Here is a 16794-nt window from a genome sequence, read left to right on the forward strand (position 1 = left end):
GTGTAGAAAGCTTCTTCTCCCTCCTTAAACGAAAAACTAAGTCCTTCTATAATAGATTCCCTAATAATTTCAAATTTATTACCATTATCTCCTGGCTTAATTCTTTCGCCTCCATCTATAACTACCTCTTATCCTTATCTTGACAATCTCTTTATTTATTTACTTAAAAATTCTTAAAATTTTTAATATTAACCTAATTATCGTGGAAAATTGAAGATAGAAACAATTAAATAAAATCTCCAAAAAATCTTAATAATTTAATAAAATTAAATATTCAAATTAATTAAAATAAAAGACCCTTCGAAATTTGATAAAAATTTTTAAAATCCAATAATCTCAAATTAAAATCCCCTAAATCAAAAAATAACAATTTTTAGCGAGGGAAGCATTGAGATGTGAAAATTTAAATATTTAAAGAATATTAATAATTTCTACCTCATCTAAGTAATCTACGCCCAATAATTTTGAAGCATTGTCCATAAATTTAGATATTTCTAAAAATCTTTCACTATTTATTAAACATATAAAGTTATCTCCTCCTTCAAAATACGATTTAACAAATTTGCATTTAATTATTTTATCTCCATTTTTTGTTTTTATTTTAATTAAAACATCCTCATAATATTTAAATTTAACTTCAGAAGCTTTAATATTTGTTACTATGTTTCCAAACCTATCTATGTGAATAACTCTCTTTTTTTCATTGTCCAATGTAACTATACTTTTTAATTTCTCTCCCTCATAATCGTTATTTATTAATATCTCTGCTCCAACTACTGCATATACATCTCTGCCATGAAAGGTTGAAGATGGATTATATTTACTTTCGTCAATTTTTATAATCCTCTTTATTCCTAATCTTTCTACAACATAAGTAAATAACCCATTGTCTGGACCTACTAAGTAATGACCATTTTTTGTTTCAACAACAATTGAATTCCTTTCACTCCCAACTGTTGGATCTATTACAGCAATATGAACTGATGGTGGATAGTAAGGGATAGATGTTAATAAAACATAAGCCCCATGATATATATTAAATTGCCTTACTTCATGAGAAATATCAATTATTTTTGCATCTTTATTATGTTTTTTTAAAATTTCTAAAATTCTGCCCTTCATTGCTCCTACATATCCTTCACTAAATCCAAAGTCAGTTGTTAATGTTATAATATCCATCTCATCACCAAAAAGTTAATTTATATAGTTCGTATATTTACTTTAAACTAACTTCCTTTTATCCTTACATATTATCATAGATATAATGTAAGGTGATATTATGATTTTAAGCGACAAAGATATTATTAAGTTGATAAATGAAAATAAATTAATTATAGAACCTTTTAATAGAGAGTATTTAGGCCCGTCATCTTATGATGTAACATTGAGTGATGAATTTATAATATATGATGATGAAATTTATGATTTATCAAAAGAATTGAAATATAAAAAGATAAAAATAAAAAAATCTATATTAGTTTGTCCTATAAATTATACTCTAAATAAAGAAAAAATAGAATACTTTAAAGAAAAATATAATGTTGATTATGTAGTTAAAGGAGGAATATTAGGATCTACAAACGAGTATATAGAACTACCTAAGGAAATAACATCTTTTTATCAAGGTAGAAGTAGCTTAGGAAGGGTATTTTTAACATCACATCAAACTGCTGGATTTATTGACGCAGGTTTTAAAGGAAAGATTACCTTAGAGATAGTAGCTCATGATAAACCAGTTATATTATATTCTGGAATGAGAATAGGACAGTTAATATTTTTCAAATTAAATACCCCCGCAGAAATTGGCTATTGTGAGAAAAAAGGCTCAAAATATGCATATCAAAAAACTGTCATGCCTTCCTTAATACATAATGATTTTAAAGGGTTTTAAGTGTTCATAACTAATTTTTATATTTACATATTTATATACTTTCCAAGAGTAATAACAAGTCTCGGGAAAATTTCCTTTTGAATAATACAAAATAAGAAAAATATCAAAAAAATATTATAGCAATATGAAAAATATCAAAATCATAATATTGTTATAATAAAAAATAGAAAATTTTTATGATTTGATATTATCAAGTCTCGAGAGTAAATATTATACAAATATGAAAATTCATAAAAATAGTATTATTTATAAGATATCAAAACAGAACTATTAGGTGTTTCAAAAAATATTTATTTTCTGACATTAATGAAAAATATTGAAAATAAATGTTTAGGGTGAAAATTATGATTATAGGATATTTAAAAAAACTCTCAAAATTACACGGAATTTCTGGGAGAGAAGACAGCGTTAGAGAATTTATGAAAAAAGAATTAGAAAAATACTGTGATGAGGTAATTATTGACAACTTTGGGAACTTAATTGCCAAAAAAGGAGATAAAGGAAAAAAAATAATGATTGCCGCTCATATGGATGAGATTGGTTTGATGGTTAAATACATTGATGAAAATGGTTTCTTAAAATTCACAAAAATTGGAGGAATTTATGACCCAACTATATTAAATCAAAAAGTTGTAGTTCATGGGGAAAAAGGAGACTTAATAGGTGTTCTTGGTTCTAAGCCACCACACAAAATGAAAGAGGATGAAAAAAATAAATTAATAAAATATGAAGATATGTTTATAGATATAGGAGCTGAAAGTAGAGAAGAGGCTATAAAGATGGGAGTTAATATTGGGACATGGGTTTCCTTTTTGAGTGAAGTTTATGAGTTAGGAAAACATAGATTGGCAGGAAAAGCATTTGATGATAGAGTAGGCTGTGCTATACTTTTAGAGGTTATGAAAAGATTATCTAAAAAAGATATTGACTGCCAAGTTTATGCAGTTGGAACAGTCCAAGAAGAAGTTGGATTAAAGGGGGCAAAAGTTTCAGCGTTTAAAATAAATCCAGATGTTGCTATTGCGTTAGATGTAACAATAGCAGGAGACCACCCTGGAATTAAAAAAGAAGATGCTCCAATTGATTTAGGGAAAGGGCCAGTTGTTGGAATAGTAGATGCATCAGGGAGAGGATTAATAGCTCATCCAAAGGTTTTAGAGATGATTAAAGCAGTTTCTGAAAAGTATAAGATAGATGTTCAGTGGGAAGTTGGAGAGGGAGGGACTACTGATGCTACAGCAATACATTTAACAAGAGAGGGAATTCCTACTGGTGTTATCTCAGTTCCAGCAAGATATATCCATACACCAGTTGAAGTTATTGATAAAAGAGATTTAGAAAAAACTGCTTATTTAGTTTATTACACTATAAAAGAGGTTAATAATTTCTTCTAAGATTTTTAAAAACTTAAAGCATAACAGATAATTCCACAAACTGTCCAAGCCATCAAACCTTTTTTATAAATAGATACCTCATCTATCTTTCCAAAAACTTTTTTTCTATTAACATTCAATTTTCCATAAGGAAATCCACCAACTATAAAGGTGTCATAGTTTTTTAATTGAGAGGGTTCTGTTAATTTTCCCTGTTTAGTCATTAAGGCTATTTTTTTAGCGTTAATATCATTTAACAACTCTTCCAAACTTTTTTCTTCCATTTTTATTAAAGGATTTCTTTTCCCTTTTAAAACATCTTCTATAACTCCTAAGAATCTAAAATAATTTCTTGGTAACCTTAATTCAGGATTTATCTTTAAAACTTTATCATCATAAGTATGAACATAAATGTTTAATTTTCTTTCATGATTTATAGGACTATCTAAAATATTTAAAAGGGAGATGTGAATAATATCTGGCCTACCTCTCATTCTTTTATCTTTTAAGTTTTTCATAACCTTATAATGATAATTAGAATCTAATATATCATATTTATAAACTCTGGACTTTTTTATTTTGTTTTTTATTTCCTCAGGTATCAATTCAAGGGCAGATTTTGCTAAAATTATATTATACATATTTTATTCCTCAGTTTTTATTAAATCTTTATATTGTTGTTTAGTAGCATCTAATACTGTATAACTAATTTTTGCATTATCTAACCTTTTAATAACTTTCTCAGCCATTTTTCCAGTTATTAAAGCGATAACATTAGATCCTCTATTGCAAGCATTTACTATACCTTCTAAAACAGCAAATCTTATATCTGGTTTAATATTTAACTTTCTCGCTACAACATAGGCAACAGTTCCCATTGTCGCTACAACATAATTATCGGTCTTATTAAGATAATCTTTAATTAAATCAAAATTGACAGCCCTTGATCCACCAATAATTTCTGGTGGGATTTTGAATACTATAACTCTACCCTTTGGAACATCTATAATTCCTTTGATTTCACAGATAGAAATATCTTCTCCCTTTTTACCTCCATACAATACTTTAGCCTTTGCTTCTCCTTTAGGTTTCTTTGAAGCATACAATAAACCTTCTTTCATATATAAATAAACTGTATCACCATCTTTAACATCCTCATCTGCAATTGCTGGCCATATATCTTTATATCTATAAACCGCAGAATTAATTTCATCTAAATATTCTTTAAATTCAGATAACCAATTTTTTAACTTTCTTAAACCTTTTTCAGTAACTACATACTCTCCTCTACCTCTTGACTTAACATAACCTTCTTTGATTAAATTTCTTATATGCTCTGAAACTGCCTGAACTGTTATTCCCAAATTTTCAGCAATATCCTTTTGTTTTATGTGTGGTTGTTTTCTTATAATTTCAGATAAAACTTGAAATTCAGTTATACTTCTCTTCTTCATAAGAACTCCCTCATAAAATTTAGTTTGTAATATAATCTATATCTCCCTGCTATTTAAATGTTAAAGATAACTTTAATAGATTAATATAATGTATCTATAAAAATGTGAAACTGAATTATAAATTATAGGTGATTAGATATGGATATATTATTAGTAAATGATGATGGTATTTACTCTCCCTCATTGATAGCATTATATAAATCTTTAAAAGAAGAGTTTCCTGAGGCTAACATAACCATAGTAGCCCCAACAAATCAGCAGAGTGGTATTGGAAGAGCAATAAGTTTATTTGAACCTTTAAGGATGACAAAAGTTAAATTAACTAAAGATATTGTTGGTTATGCTGTTTCAGGAACTCCTACTGACTGCGTAATTTTAGGAATCTATCAAATATTAAAAAAAGTTCCTGATTTAGTTATATCAGGAATAAATATTGGAGAAAATCTTGGGACTGAAATAATGACCTCTGGAACCTTGGGAGCGGCATTTGAAGCTGCTCACCATGGATCTAAGGCAATAGCATCATCTTTACAGATAACATCAGACCATTTAAAATTTAGAGAGTTAGAAATTCCTATAAATTTTGAAATTCCTGCAAAGATTACCACAAAAATTGCTAAAAAATATTTAGATTATGATATGCCCTGCGATGTTTTAAATGTAAATATTCCAGAAAAAGCCAACTTAGAGACACCAATAGAGATTACAAGATTGGCTAAGAAGATGTATTCCACTCATGTAGAGGAGAGAATAGATCCAAGAGGTAGAAGTTATTACTGGATTGATGGATATCCAATATACGAAGATGAGGAAGATACTGATGTTTATGTTTTGAGAAAAAAAGGACATATTTCAATAACTCCCCTAACATTAGATACTACTATTAAAAATTTAGAGGAATTTAAAAAGAAATATGGAAAAATTTTATGTGATATTAAAAAATAATGTTAAATTTATTAATCCTTATTGTTTAATATTGATTAATTTTAAATATTACAATCACAAAAAAATATAAGGTTTTGAACAGTAAAAAAGGTGGTTTTATTGACTTGCACTATAATAGTTGGAGGACAATGGGGAGATGAAGGGAAAGGAAAGATAATAAGCTATATTTGTGATAAAGATAAGCCCTCAATTATTGCAAGAGGTGGAGTAGGACCTAATGCAGGACATACAGTAACTATTGGAAATAAATCTTATGGTATTAGGATGATTCCAACGGGATTTCCATACAAAGAAGCAAAATTAGCAATAGGGGCTGGTGTTTTGGTAGACCCAGAAGTTTTACTAAAAGAAGTTGAAATGCTCAAAGATTTTAATGTTAAAGAGAGATTAATTGTAGATTATAGATGTGGAATTATTGAAGAAAAACATAAAATTATGGATAGAAGTGATGAACACTTAGCCAAAGAAATTGGAACTACTGGAAGCGGTTGTGGTCCTGCAAATGTTGATAGAGTTTTGAGAGTTCTAAAACAGGCAAAAGATATAGAGGAGTTAAAAGAATTTTTAGGAGATGTTTCTGAGGAGGTAAATGATGCATTAGATAGAGGAGAAAATGTTTTAATTGAAGGAACACAAGGGACTTTATTATCATTATATTATGGAACCTATCCTTATGTAACTTCTAAGGATACAACTGCATCATCATTTGCCGCTGATGTTGGAATAGGTCCTACTAGAGTAGATGAAGTTATTGTAGTATTCAAAAGTTTCCCTACAAGAGTAGGTTCAGGACCATTTCCAACTGAGATGCCTTTAGAAGAAGCAGAGAAATTGGGAATAGTAGAGTATGGGACAGTTACTGGAAGAAGGAGAAGAGTAGGTTATTTTGATTTTGAATTAGCAAGAAAAGCTTGTAGGTTGAATGGAGCGACACAGATTGCTTTAACTGGATTGGATAAATATGATAAGGAGTGTTATGGAGTAACAGATTATAATAAATTGAGTGATAAGGCAAAAAAGTTTATAAACAAGATTGAAGAAGTTACTGGAGTTCCAGTTACTATAATTTCTACTGGCCCAGAAATGCATCAAACAATAGATTTAAGAGATGAAAAATTGAAGTAATTTAATATACATTTAACTATTAGATTTTAATTTTTTCATTTCTTTAATTTTTTTAATTAACAATTCATTATCCTCTTCACTTAATTTTTCCATTCTTTTTATTCTATCTTTCTCCTCCCATTTTTTTCCAGTGTATCTCTTACCTATAACATAAACTTCAGCACTTTCCTTTCTTGATGCCTGTGGCTTTGTAATATAAACTTTTTCAAAGTATTTTTTAACCAAATTAACATAATCATTTACCATATCTCCATAGAATACTTTGGCAACAAAATTTCCTCTCTCTTTAAGCATTTCAGTTGCTATCTGTAAAGCAGTTGTTACCAAATCTATTGAACGAGCGTGATCTACATCCCAATAACCACTTATGTTTGGAGAAGCATCACATATAACTACATCTACCTTTTTCTCTTCGTTTGGAATTAATTCCCTAATTTTGTTTAGATTTTCTTCCAAAGTAAAATCTCCTCTTATTGCTACTACATTGTCATATTCAAATGGCTTAACTGGTTGTAAATCTATACCAATAACAAAACCTTTATCTCCAACGATTTCTCTTGCAACTTGCATCCAGCCACCAGGAGCACATCCTAAATCTAAAACTATCTTTCCAGGCTTGATAATATTAAACTTTTCGCTTAACTGCATAAGTTTGAATGAGGCTCTTGAACGATATTTAAGTTTTTTAGCCAATTTGTAGTAAAAATCTCTCTTTCTTTGTAATAACCATCTTTTGTCTTTTCTACCCATAAATTTCACCAATAATTTTTTAATATCTTTATATATTTATTTGTTTTATTTGTAGGTTGTTGTTCAATGTTTAAATATAATGCTATAAAAAATAAAAACCAATAAAAAATAACAAAAATTAAAAAAGTTGATTCTTATGAGTTTGGCAAAGGATAGCATTTACATATTATTGGCAAATTTGTATTCAAAAGGTATGGCTTATTTATTTTATTTTATAACTGCAATTTTATTAGGAACAGAGGCGTTTGGAATTTTGAAAGGGTTAATGCCAATTGCTGACACTTTAACTATTTTTTTCTCTTCTGGAATTCCTCCTGCAATAGCAAAATTCTTAGCAGAGGAAAAAGATGTAAATATTAATAAATACATTCCAATACTGTTATCTATGGTTTTACTTTCTATTATTGGCTTTTTAATAACTCCCTACATAAAATACATATTGGGAGGATACTATTTATCTATAAATAACTCACTATATTTTGCGATTGGTTTATGTATAATAACATCAACTTTAATAGCCTTTTCAAGAGGAATACTACAAGGATTATTAAAAATTAAACATCTATCAACTACATGGATAGTTGAATACACTGTAAAGGTTATTTTAGTATTTGTTTTAACATTATATTTTAAAATTTTTGGCTCATTATTGTCTATATCTCTCTCTTACTTAATATCTGGGATTTTTGGAGTTTATTTGATTTATAGGATATTATATAAAGAAAGTAATAAATCAAACAAAGAAGTAAAATTAGAACTTAAATTAAAACTTCAAAAAATAAAAAACATAGTAAAAAGCAGTATAAAAAACATTTTCTCAGATTTCAATTTAAAGGTTTTGAAATACTCTATACCTATCGCCTTAACTTCATCATCTTACAGGTTATTTGGAGACATTGATAACATTATAATAATGTCTATTATGGGGGGATTTTGGAGTGGAATTTATGGATACTCTTCTCTAATATCAAGAGGAATTTTTATGTTTGCTTCTGCTATTTCTATCCCTTTACTTCCAAGAATTTCAAAATCCAAAGATTTAAAGATATTAAAAAATGGTATAATTCAAAATACTCTTTTTTCATCAATTTTTGTTATTGGTTGTTTATTTTTCCCAGAAATTCCTTTAAAGGCATTTTTTAATGTTGTAAATCCAGAAGGTGTCTTATGTTTAAGAATTTTAGCAATCTCTTCATTATTTATGAGTTACTATACCTTAATATCTACAACATTACAGGGCTTAGGATATGCAAAAATATCCTTCTATATAATTTTATTTGGAATAATTTTAAATATTATTCTAAATTTAATTTTAGTAAAACTCTATGGAATCGTTGGGGGTAGTTTAGCCACATTAATAACATCAATAACCATATTTTTAGTTGGAGTTTTTGTAATTTTAAAGAAAAATAGAAATCTTTAATTTTTAAATTATTTCATTAACTGATACTTATAATAGCCATTTAAAAGTTCAACTTTTAATCCTAACTTTGCTGGAATTACTTCAATTCCTGTGTTTTGTGAAATATACTCCGCCTCTATTTGGGGGTTAGTCATTCTAACTCCCATATGTGTCATTATTAACAATTCTGGCTTCTTCTTCATTGAATTTATTAAATCTATAACGTCGTTTGAACATAAATGTCCTTTAATTCTTTCATTTTTCTTTCTAACAACATTCGCTATTAAAATCCTAACTCCGTCAAAATCCTCAATAAGTTCTGGAATAAATTCTGTATCCGAAGTATAACCAATATCTCCAAAAATTGTTGATAATCTAAAACCAATACCAAAAGGATCTCCATGCTTAGTATGAGTTGCTTTAAGTTTAGTGTCATATAAACTTATTTCATCTCCTGGATATAAAACCTGAACTTTTTCAAGTTTTGACTGATGATACTTAGATATAACATACTCATACTCTCCAAAACCTTCAACAACTGAGAGATTTCCTAAAAAAATTCCTCTTTTTTTTGTCATTCCTTGAGTTATAGCCTCAACAATAATCTCTCCATCTGTATAATGATCTGGATGACAGTGAGAGATAAATAAAACATTAGTTCTCCAAGGAGATATTTTTAGTTCGTTTAATCTTACAATAGCCCCTGGTCCAGGATCTACATGCATTCTAAGTTCATTAGTATGTATTCTAAATCCTCCTGTGGCTCTTTTTTGAGTAATTGTAGCCCATCGACCACCACCACTACCTAAAAATATAATCTCTACCCTCAAAATACCACAACTCCATTTATTTTAAATTTATAATTTTATAGTCTTAAACTTATTTATTAACATTCCTACATTTCACATTGTTGTATGATCCATTTACACATATCTCTATATAGGGATAAGTTATAACCATCGTAGCAAAATCCTTTGGAGGAGTAACATTATAATAAACTATAATTCCATTAGATGTTTTTGTTACATTTATAATGTTTATTTTATATCCTGCTGTGGGCATTTCTCCTAAATTTATAACTATAAAGGTTTTATTATCTTTATTATAGAAATAATATCCACTATGTTTTTCTCCAAAAGAGCCATAGGCGATTATTTCATAATTTAAAAGTTTTACTGAGTTATTTTTAATTTTATTTTCAGTTATATTTTGTAATTTAGAATTATTAAAATAAACGGTATTATTATAATCATAACAAGATGAATTTTCTATATTTGATTTATTTATAATAGAATAGTTTTTATGTATTTCAGGGTTTTCAAAACATCCACAGAATAATACAACAAAAATAAGAAAAAGGAAGAATATTTTTATAGTTTTCATTTACCAAACCTCCTATGTCTCCTTTGATATTCTCTTATAGCCCTTAAAAAATCAATTTTTCTAAATAATGGCCAGTATATATCGCAAAAATATAACTCTGAATAGGAACTCTGCCAAATTAAAAAATTGCTAATTCTCTCTTCTCCAGAAGTTCTAATAATTAAATCTGGGTTTGGATATTGTAAATCAGAAGTATATAGATGTTTATCTATTAATTCTTTGTCAATATCTTCTGGATCAATTTCTCCAATTTTAACTTTCCATGCTATCTTTTTAACTGCGTCAATTATTTCCTGTTGTCCTCCATAGGCAATGGCGATATTTACAAAAAAATTGTTATAGTTTTTCGTTTTATTTTCAGCATATTTTATGGCTTTTTGAACATTTTCAGGTAATAAGTGAATTCTACCAATTGCTCTAACTCTAACTTTATATTTATGTATTTCTTTGTCATCAGCAATTTCATAAAACTTTTTTTCAAAGAGTTCCATAAGTTTATTAACTTCTTCCTTAGGTCTATTAAAATTTTCAGTTGAAAAAGCATATAATGTAACTACTTTAATCCCCAATTCTCTCGCCCATTTTAAAACCTCTCTAACTTTCTCAGCCCCTAAGTAGTGCCCATAATATTTATCCTTCCCATAAATTTCAGCAGTTCTTCTATTACCATCCATAATTATGGCTATGTGTTTTGGTAAATTATCTTTATCAATAGATTCCTCTAATATTTTCTCGTAAATTTTTAAAATCTTTGACTTTTCCAAAAATTTATAAAAATCTAAAACTACCCTTTTACCAATACTCTTTAATTTTTTGGTTAATTTATAGTTATTTTTTACATTAATTGAGCTATTTTTTGAATAAATCAAAACTTTCACCTGCTAAAAATTTGACAGCATTGTAATATCTCTCCCAATTAGCGTTTCTACTCGTATCTATAAAGTTTATATTTTTATCTGATAAAATAACTGCCCCATACCCATGAACTTTGCAAATTAATCCTAAGCATCTAAAAATAAGATTTCCAGAAATTCCATCAATACCTATAATAATATTGCAATCATCCTTTAAATATTCTTCTATTAATATACCTTTATGTATTATATTAAACTTACCTTTAAAATACTCTAAGATCTTTTCAGCTTCGTATATTGTCTCATCTACTATTTTATTTCTACCTAAATCATTTAATCTTCCACCAGAGAGTAAAGCAACTTTTGGCTCAATATTATAGGATTTTAAAAATTTAATTGAATAATTAATAATTTTTATTTTGTCTTTTATTCTTTCATCTTTATTTTCAGATATATCATCAATGCCAACTGGTGAAAGTAAAAAAATATTGTTTGTGAAAGGGTTTTTTAAAATAGATGCTCTATAAAATTTCCCTATTTTTTCTCTTAAATATGGAATAACTTTTGATGAAGATAAAGAACCTCTAATAGCCCCTTTCAATTCTTTTGATAATAATTTATCAACCAATTCTTTTGCATTATCAATTAATACAACATCAATTCCCTCTTCTTTTAATTTATTGTATGCTTTTAAAATTTCTTCTTTATTTTCTTTTCCTAAACCTATCGCATACATAGTTATCACTTTAAAACTCCACTTCAATACCTAAAATATCTCTCTTCCCTTTTAAAATATCTTCTGCTATTAACGCCCCTCCAATTGCTCCACTCTCTCCATATAAAACATATATTTTATATTCAACAAATTCTTTAATTCTTTTTGGAATGTTTATAGGCTCTTTGAGAGTTCCAATAGATCCTGCTAAAACAACTCTCCTTTTGTTTTTATCTAACAAAGGTAATAAACTGTTAATTTCCATAGAAACACTTAAAATTAAACTGTCAATAGCCAACCTACAATTTTCATCAGTAAGGTAATTTTTAATAATTTCTTCTTTTGTATTTTCTACACCTTTGTAAAGTTTTGCTATTTTAACAACTCCTGCCTTAGAAAAAGCCTCATTTGCCGTTATTTTTTTACTATCTATATCTCTAATCATCTCTAAATCAATAGGGCCGTGTAAAATACCTAATGCCCCTACACAGGCATCAAACCCTCCAAAAATTTTGCCATTTTTTATTAGCAAAGTTACAGTATTTGATGAAATGTCTGATAAAACAAAATCTTTAAATCCAAATAATTTGTGAGCATAATAAGAAATTGAAACTTTCTCTGGAGAGGCGATGTGGGAATATAACGCTCTAAATCTCCTATCTAAGCACTCTATTCCTCTATGTAGCCCTGGAATAACTACTGTTGGAATATTTGATTCTTTAATTTCATCATAAACTTTTGTTCCTCCTCCAACCTTTTCTCCAGCCCCTTCTATGCTTAAAACTCCTCTGTTTTTGACTTTTTCTATTGGTAGAATTTTGTTTATACCATCTCCCATTGAGTAAGTCAAAGCAATTAAATCAATATCCTCCAAAGAAACATGTTTTTTTAACTCATCTAAATAAGATTTTTCTTTTAATTCACTCCTTTTTAATTTGAATATTATTTTTTTGTGATTATTTTTTATACATGTTGTAATTCCAGATGTTCCGTGATCTATGCCTACTGTTATCATACTCTTCACCTTATGTTCATTAATATAAATTAACATAAATTTTATATAGTTAAGTAGTTTAATTACCACTGGGGATGAGTATGGAAAAATTCGACATTTTAATGTCAATATTTTTAATAATAATATTTCTGTTCATATTTTTGCCAATTGTCTATATGTTAATAAATCCAGGAGATTTAAGAGTGTTGTTAGATAATGAAGTTATAGATGCATTTAAAACGACATTGTTAGCTGGGACTGTATCTACATTAATAGCCTTAATCTTTGGAATTCCTACTGGATATATTTTGGCAAGATACGATTTTAAATTTAAAAATTTTGTTGAGGCTGTTTTTGATTTGCCAATGGCAATTCCTCATAGCGTTATTGGGATTTTAATATTATCTTTTATCTATGGAGTTAATGTAATAAAGTTTATTGAAAATTATGTTGTTGATAACTTTTTTGGAATAGTTATTGTTTATCTATTCGTAGGGATTCCTTTTATGGTTAATAGTATAAGAGATGGGTTTTTAAATGTAGATGAAGAAATTGAATATGTATCAAGAACTTTGGGGGCTTCAAAGATAAGGACATTTTTTGAAATTTCCCTACCATTAATAAAAAATAATATTATTTCTGGAGTAATTTTAAGTTTTGCAAGAGGAATTAGTGAAGTTGGAGCATTATTAATAATTGCATACTATCCAAAAACAGTTCCAGTTTTAATATTGGAGAGATTTATGAGTTTTGGTTTAAATGCATCGAAACCAATATCTGTAGCAATGATTATAGTTAGCATTATTTTGTTTGCAATACTTAGAATGCTAAGAAAACAGAGAATAAAAAATACTGGATAAAATAAAAAGTTAAAGTTAATAGGGATAAAGATGCTTAAAGTTTGTAATCTATCAAAGATTTGGAAAGATTTTAAATTGAAAAATGTTTCTTTTGAAATAAGTAATGAATACTGCGTAATTTTAGGACCAAGTGGTGCGGGAAAGTCAGTTCTTATAAAATGCATTGCAGGGATTCTAAAGGTAAACTCTGGGAAAATTATATTAAATAGTAGGGATATAACAAACCTACCTCCAGAAAAAAGAAATGTTGGATATGTTCCACAAAATTATGCATTATTTCCAAATAAAAATGTATATAAAAACATTGCCTACGGTTTAATAATAAGGAAAGTTGATAAGTTAGAGATTGATAGAAAAGTTAAAGAAATTGCAGAATTTTTAAATATATCTCATCTATTAGACAGAGATATTAAAACATTGAGTGGAGGAGAGCAACAAAGAGTATCTTTAGCGAGGGCGTTAGTATTAAATCCATCTATTTTACTCTTAGATGAGCCAACTTCTGCATTAGATATTAGAATCAAAGAAAGCATAATATCAGAACTAAAAAAAATAAAAGATATTCCTGTTTTGCATATAACTCACGATTTAGCAGAGGCAAGAACATTGGGAGAAAAAGTAGGCATATTTATGGACGGAGAACTTATAGCCTTTGGAGATAAGGATATATTAAAAAAACCTAATAATAGAAAAGTAGCAGAGTTCTTAGGATTTAATGTAATAGATAATGAGGCAATATCTCCTGAAGATGTAATTATAAAAAATGGAAATGATGGAATAGTTATAAATGTTATTGACTATGGAAAGTATAAAAAGGTGTTCATTAAATATAAAAATTACTTAATCAAGTCATTTACAGAAATGGATTTAAATATTGGTGATAGAGTAGGTTTAGAGTTTAGAAATAAGATAAAATTATCTTCATAAGAAATAAGGTGATAGTGTGATAGTAGTTTCAGGAAGTCAGTCGCAAAATTTAGCTTTTAAAGTATCTAATCTTTTAGATACTAAATTAACAAGAGTAGAGTATAAAAGATTCCCAGATAATGAGATTTATGTTAGGATTGTAGATGAGATAAATGATAATGAAGCAGTAGTAATAAACACGCAAAAAAATCAAAATGATGCGATAATAGAGACTATTTTATTGTGCGACGCTTTGAGAGATGAAGGCGTTGAAAAAATAACATTAGTAGTTCCTTATTTGGCGTATGCAAGGCAAGATAAAAAATTCAATCCTGGAGAGGCTGTAAGTATTAAAGCATTGGCAAAAATATATTCAAACATAACAGACAAATTAATAACTATAAATCCTCATGAAATACATATAAAGGACTTTTTTACAATTCCTTTTGTTTATGGAGACGCTATTCCTAAATTGGCAGAGTATGTTAAAGATAAGTTAGATAATCCAATTGTTTTAGCCCCAGACAAGGGGGCATTAGAATTTGCTAAAACTGCATCAAAAGTGTTAAATGCTGAATATGACTACTTAGAAAAAACGAGATTATCTCCAACTGAGATTCAAATAGCTCCAAAAACATTAGATGTTAATAATAGAGATGTTTTAATCATAGATGATATTATCTCAACTGGAGGAACAATGGCGACTGCGGTTAAATTATTAAAAGAGCAAGGTGCTAAAAAAATAATCTCTGCCTGCGTTCATCCATTATTAATTGGAGACGCTTTAAATAAACTTTACTCAGCAGGTGTTGAGGAAGTTGTTGGAACAGATACATATTTATCAGAGGTAAGTAAAGTTAGCGTTGCAGATATTATCGTTAATCTATTATAAACTTTTTATTTTATAATTTTATAAAAATCCTACAAACTTACCCAAGCAGTAGAAAACACCAATAGATGCTCCTATATTAGAGAGAGTGGCCACTAACAAAACTTTAAATAAATTGTTGTTAAAAAGTTCTTTAATTGATTCAGCATTTAGTAAGCCAACTATATCCTTATCAGTTATTTCTCTATACTTTAACTCTACAAGTCCAGCAATAGTTCCAACAGCCGCTAAGGGTAGTGGGATTAGAGTAGTTATAGGTGCTGAAAGAAATGCTATCAATGCGGTTATTAACTTACCTCTCGCTAAAAGAACACCTAAAGCAGACAATCCACCAGTAAATAATACCCATTGAAATGTTATCATCTTTAACAACTCTGGATTATTAAATGCATAGTATATAGCATATAAAAATATTAAAAATATAGTAAATGAAATTCCATAAGTTAAAATCTTTGTAAATCTTTTATTTTTTCTCTTTACTTTTGTTAATTCATATATATCAATGTCTTCTCCATTTTCAAGTTGTTTTAAATATCTTATAACTCCTTCAACATGCCCAGCCCCAATTACGGCAACGATTGAATTTTTACCCTTACTAAGTTCAAATAACTCCTTAGCCATATATTTATCTCTCTCATCTACTAAAACCTCATATATAGTTGGAGAAATATCTTTTAACATCTTTGTAAATTTTTCAGGATTTTTAACCATCTCATTTAGTAAATTTTCATTAAGTTCCAAATTTTCCCCTTCAGTGTTTAATAAATTCCACAAAACTTTTATTTTTTCTCTAAAAGACATTTTGTCTAATAATCTTGATAATGTTATATCTATCTCTCTATCAATTAAATATATAGGAATTCCATTTTTTTGTGCTATTTCTATGGATTTTTTCATTTCGCTTCCAGGATTTATACCAAAACTCTCTCCAATCTTTTTTTGTGAATTAGCCAAAATTAAATAAATAAAGAATTTTATAAAGTTTCCCTCCTTTAATACCTTTTTAACATCTATTTTTTTATTCTCCTCTGAAATTAAGGATAAAAATCTTTTATAATCAAGTTCTACTGCAACACCATCAGGATTTAAATTTGTAATAACTTCTTCAACCTCTTTAACGCTATCTTTAGAGACGTGAGCAGTTCCAATTAGGTAAATATCGCATTCATTAACTCCATTAAATATTCTTATATGTTTCAAAACAACCACCTTTAATTTAAAACCTTAAATTTAATTTAAAATTTTAATAATAT

At 28.0% G+C, this 16794-nt stretch carries 18 protein-coding genes and 1 pseudogene; 9 read left to right on the forward strand and 10 right to left on the reverse strand.

Annotated features, from left to right (window positions below; genetic code table 11):
- Window positions 1-143: pseudogene (locus tag HZY31_RS04655) on the forward strand (IS6 family transposase); the annotation flags it as partial.
- Window positions 144-411: 268 nt separating this feature from the next.
- On the opposite strand, the gene HZY31_RS04660 reads toward HZY31_RS04655, so the two are convergent.
- Entirely contained in the window at window positions 412-1179 is a 768-nt protein-coding gene (locus HZY31_RS04660) for an SAM hydrolase/SAM-dependent halogenase family protein (protein WP_297318282.1), read from the reverse strand.
- A 100-nt stretch (window positions 1180-1279) separates the two neighbouring features.
- Here HZY31_RS04660 and dcd point away from each other — a divergent pair, with 100 nt between their 5' ends.
- A complete protein-coding gene (gene dcd, locus HZY31_RS04665) occupies window positions 1280-1891 on the forward strand; it encodes a dCTP deaminase (protein WP_297318283.1) in 612 nt (203 codons plus the stop codon).
- Window positions 1892-2235: 344 nt separating this feature from the next.
- Window positions 2236-3285 (forward strand): M42 family metallopeptidase, encoded by a 1050-nt coding sequence (locus HZY31_RS04670; RefSeq protein ID WP_463671220.1) that lies wholly within the window; start codon window positions 2236-2238, stop codon window positions 3283-3285.
- 5 nt (window positions 3286-3290) lie between these two features.
- Here HZY31_RS04670 and HZY31_RS04675 read toward each other — a convergent pair whose 3' ends face one another.
- Window positions 3291-3905 carry a 16S rRNA (pseudouridine(914)-N(1))-methyltransferase Nep1 gene (locus HZY31_RS04675; protein WP_297318284.1) on the reverse strand — a complete coding sequence of 205 codons (615 nt, stop codon included), beginning with the start codon at window positions 3903-3905 and terminating at the stop codon, window positions 3291-3293.
- Between the two features lie 3 nt (window positions 3906-3908).
- On the reverse strand, window positions 3909-4718 hold the full coding sequence (locus HZY31_RS04680) for a DUF7839 domain-containing protein (protein WP_297318285.1): 810 nt from the start codon (window positions 4716-4718) through the stop codon (window positions 3909-3911).
- Window positions 4719-4856: 138 nt separating this feature from the next.
- Here HZY31_RS04680 and surE point away from each other — a divergent pair, with 138 nt between their 5' ends.
- Window positions 4857-5663, forward strand: a complete 807-nt coding sequence (gene surE / locus HZY31_RS04685; RefSeq protein WP_297318286.1) for a 5'/3'-nucleotidase SurE — start codon at window positions 4857-4859, stop codon at window positions 5661-5663.
- Window positions 5664-5762: 99 nt separating this feature from the next.
- Window positions 5763-6788: an adenylosuccinate synthetase gene (locus HZY31_RS04690; RefSeq protein ID WP_297318287.1), complete on the forward strand. Its 1026-nt coding sequence runs from the start codon at window positions 5763-5765 to the stop codon at window positions 6786-6788.
- 12 nt (window positions 6789-6800) lie between these two features.
- On the opposite strand, the gene rrmJ is transcribed toward HZY31_RS04690, so the two are convergent.
- Window positions 6801-7538 carry a 23S rRNA (uridine(2552)-2'-O)-methyltransferase gene (gene rrmJ, locus HZY31_RS04695; RefSeq protein ID WP_297318288.1) on the reverse strand — a complete coding sequence of 246 codons (738 nt, stop codon included), beginning with the start codon at window positions 7536-7538 and terminating at the stop codon, window positions 6801-6803.
- A gap of 136 nt (window positions 7539-7674) precedes the next feature.
- On the opposite strand from rrmJ, the gene HZY31_RS04700 reads away from it, so the two are divergent.
- The gene (locus tag HZY31_RS04700; protein ID WP_297318289.1) at window positions 7675-8961 is read left to right on the forward strand and encodes a flippase; all 1287 of its coding nucleotides are present in this window, start codon (window positions 7675-7677) and stop codon (window positions 8959-8961) included.
- An 8-nt stretch (window positions 8962-8969) separates the two neighbouring features.
- On the opposite strand, the gene HZY31_RS04705 is transcribed toward HZY31_RS04700, so the two are convergent.
- The 5 genes from HZY31_RS04705 to HZY31_RS04725 are packed head-to-tail and all read right to left on the reverse strand — an operon-like array spanning window position 8970 to window position 12907.
- Window positions 8970-9770, reverse strand: a complete 801-nt coding sequence (locus tag HZY31_RS04705) for an MBL fold metallo-hydrolase (RefSeq protein ID WP_297318290.1) — start codon at window positions 9768-9770, stop codon at window positions 8970-8972.
- A gap of 49 nt (window positions 9771-9819) precedes the next feature.
- Entirely contained in the window at window positions 9820-10323 is a 504-nt protein-coding gene (locus HZY31_RS04710) for a protease complex subunit PrcB family protein (protein ID WP_297318291.1), read from the reverse strand.
- Window positions 10320-11123, reverse strand: a complete 804-nt coding sequence (uppS, locus tag HZY31_RS04715; protein WP_297318348.1) for a polyprenyl diphosphate synthase — start codon at window positions 11121-11123, stop codon at window positions 10320-10322. Before uppS ends, HZY31_RS04710 begins: the two co-directional genes overlap by 4 nt.
- Before the next feature lie 49 nt (window positions 11124-11172).
- The gene (gene mtxX / locus HZY31_RS04720) at window positions 11173-11913 is read right to left on the reverse strand and encodes a methanogenesis marker protein Mmp4/MtxX (protein WP_297318292.1); all 741 of its coding nucleotides are present in this window, start codon (window positions 11911-11913) and stop codon (window positions 11173-11175) included.
- Window positions 11914-11923: 10 nt separating this feature from the next.
- On the reverse strand, window positions 11924-12907 hold the full coding sequence (locus tag HZY31_RS04725) for a methanogenesis marker 12 protein (protein ID WP_297318293.1): 984 nt from the start codon (window positions 12905-12907) through the stop codon (window positions 11924-11926).
- Between the two features lie 80 nt (window positions 12908-12987).
- Here HZY31_RS04725 and wtpB point away from each other — a divergent pair, with 80 nt between their 5' ends.
- From wtpB to HZY31_RS04740, 3 genes are read left to right on the forward strand one after another with little or no spacing between them, the layout of a single operon-like run.
- The gene (gene wtpB, locus HZY31_RS04730) at window positions 12988-13746 is read left to right on the forward strand and encodes a tungstate ABC transporter permease WtpB (protein ID WP_297318294.1); all 759 of its coding nucleotides are present in this window, start codon (window positions 12988-12990) and stop codon (window positions 13744-13746) included.
- Window positions 13747-13776: 30 nt separating this feature from the next.
- Window positions 13777-14673 carry an ATP-binding cassette domain-containing protein gene (locus HZY31_RS04735; protein WP_297318295.1) on the forward strand — a complete coding sequence of 299 codons (897 nt, stop codon included), beginning with the start codon at window positions 13777-13779 and terminating at the stop codon, window positions 14671-14673.
- 16 nt (window positions 14674-14689) lie between these two features.
- Window positions 14690-15544 (forward strand): ribose-phosphate diphosphokinase, encoded by an 855-nt coding sequence (locus HZY31_RS04740; RefSeq protein ID WP_297318296.1) that lies wholly within the window; start codon window positions 14690-14692, stop codon window positions 15542-15544.
- Between the two features lie 18 nt (window positions 15545-15562).
- On the opposite strand, the gene HZY31_RS04745 is transcribed toward HZY31_RS04740, so the two are convergent.
- Window positions 15563-16741, reverse strand: coding sequence for a TraB family protein (locus HZY31_RS04745; protein WP_297318297.1), 1179 nt, complete (start codon window positions 16739-16741; stop codon window positions 15563-15565).
- Window positions 16742-16794: the final 53 nt, after the last annotated feature.

This window comes from Methanocaldococcus sp. (assembly GCF_024490875.1).
In the GTDB taxonomy this organism is placed as follows: Archaea; AGJL01; Methanococci; order Methanococcales; family Methanocaldococcaceae; genus Methanocaldococcus.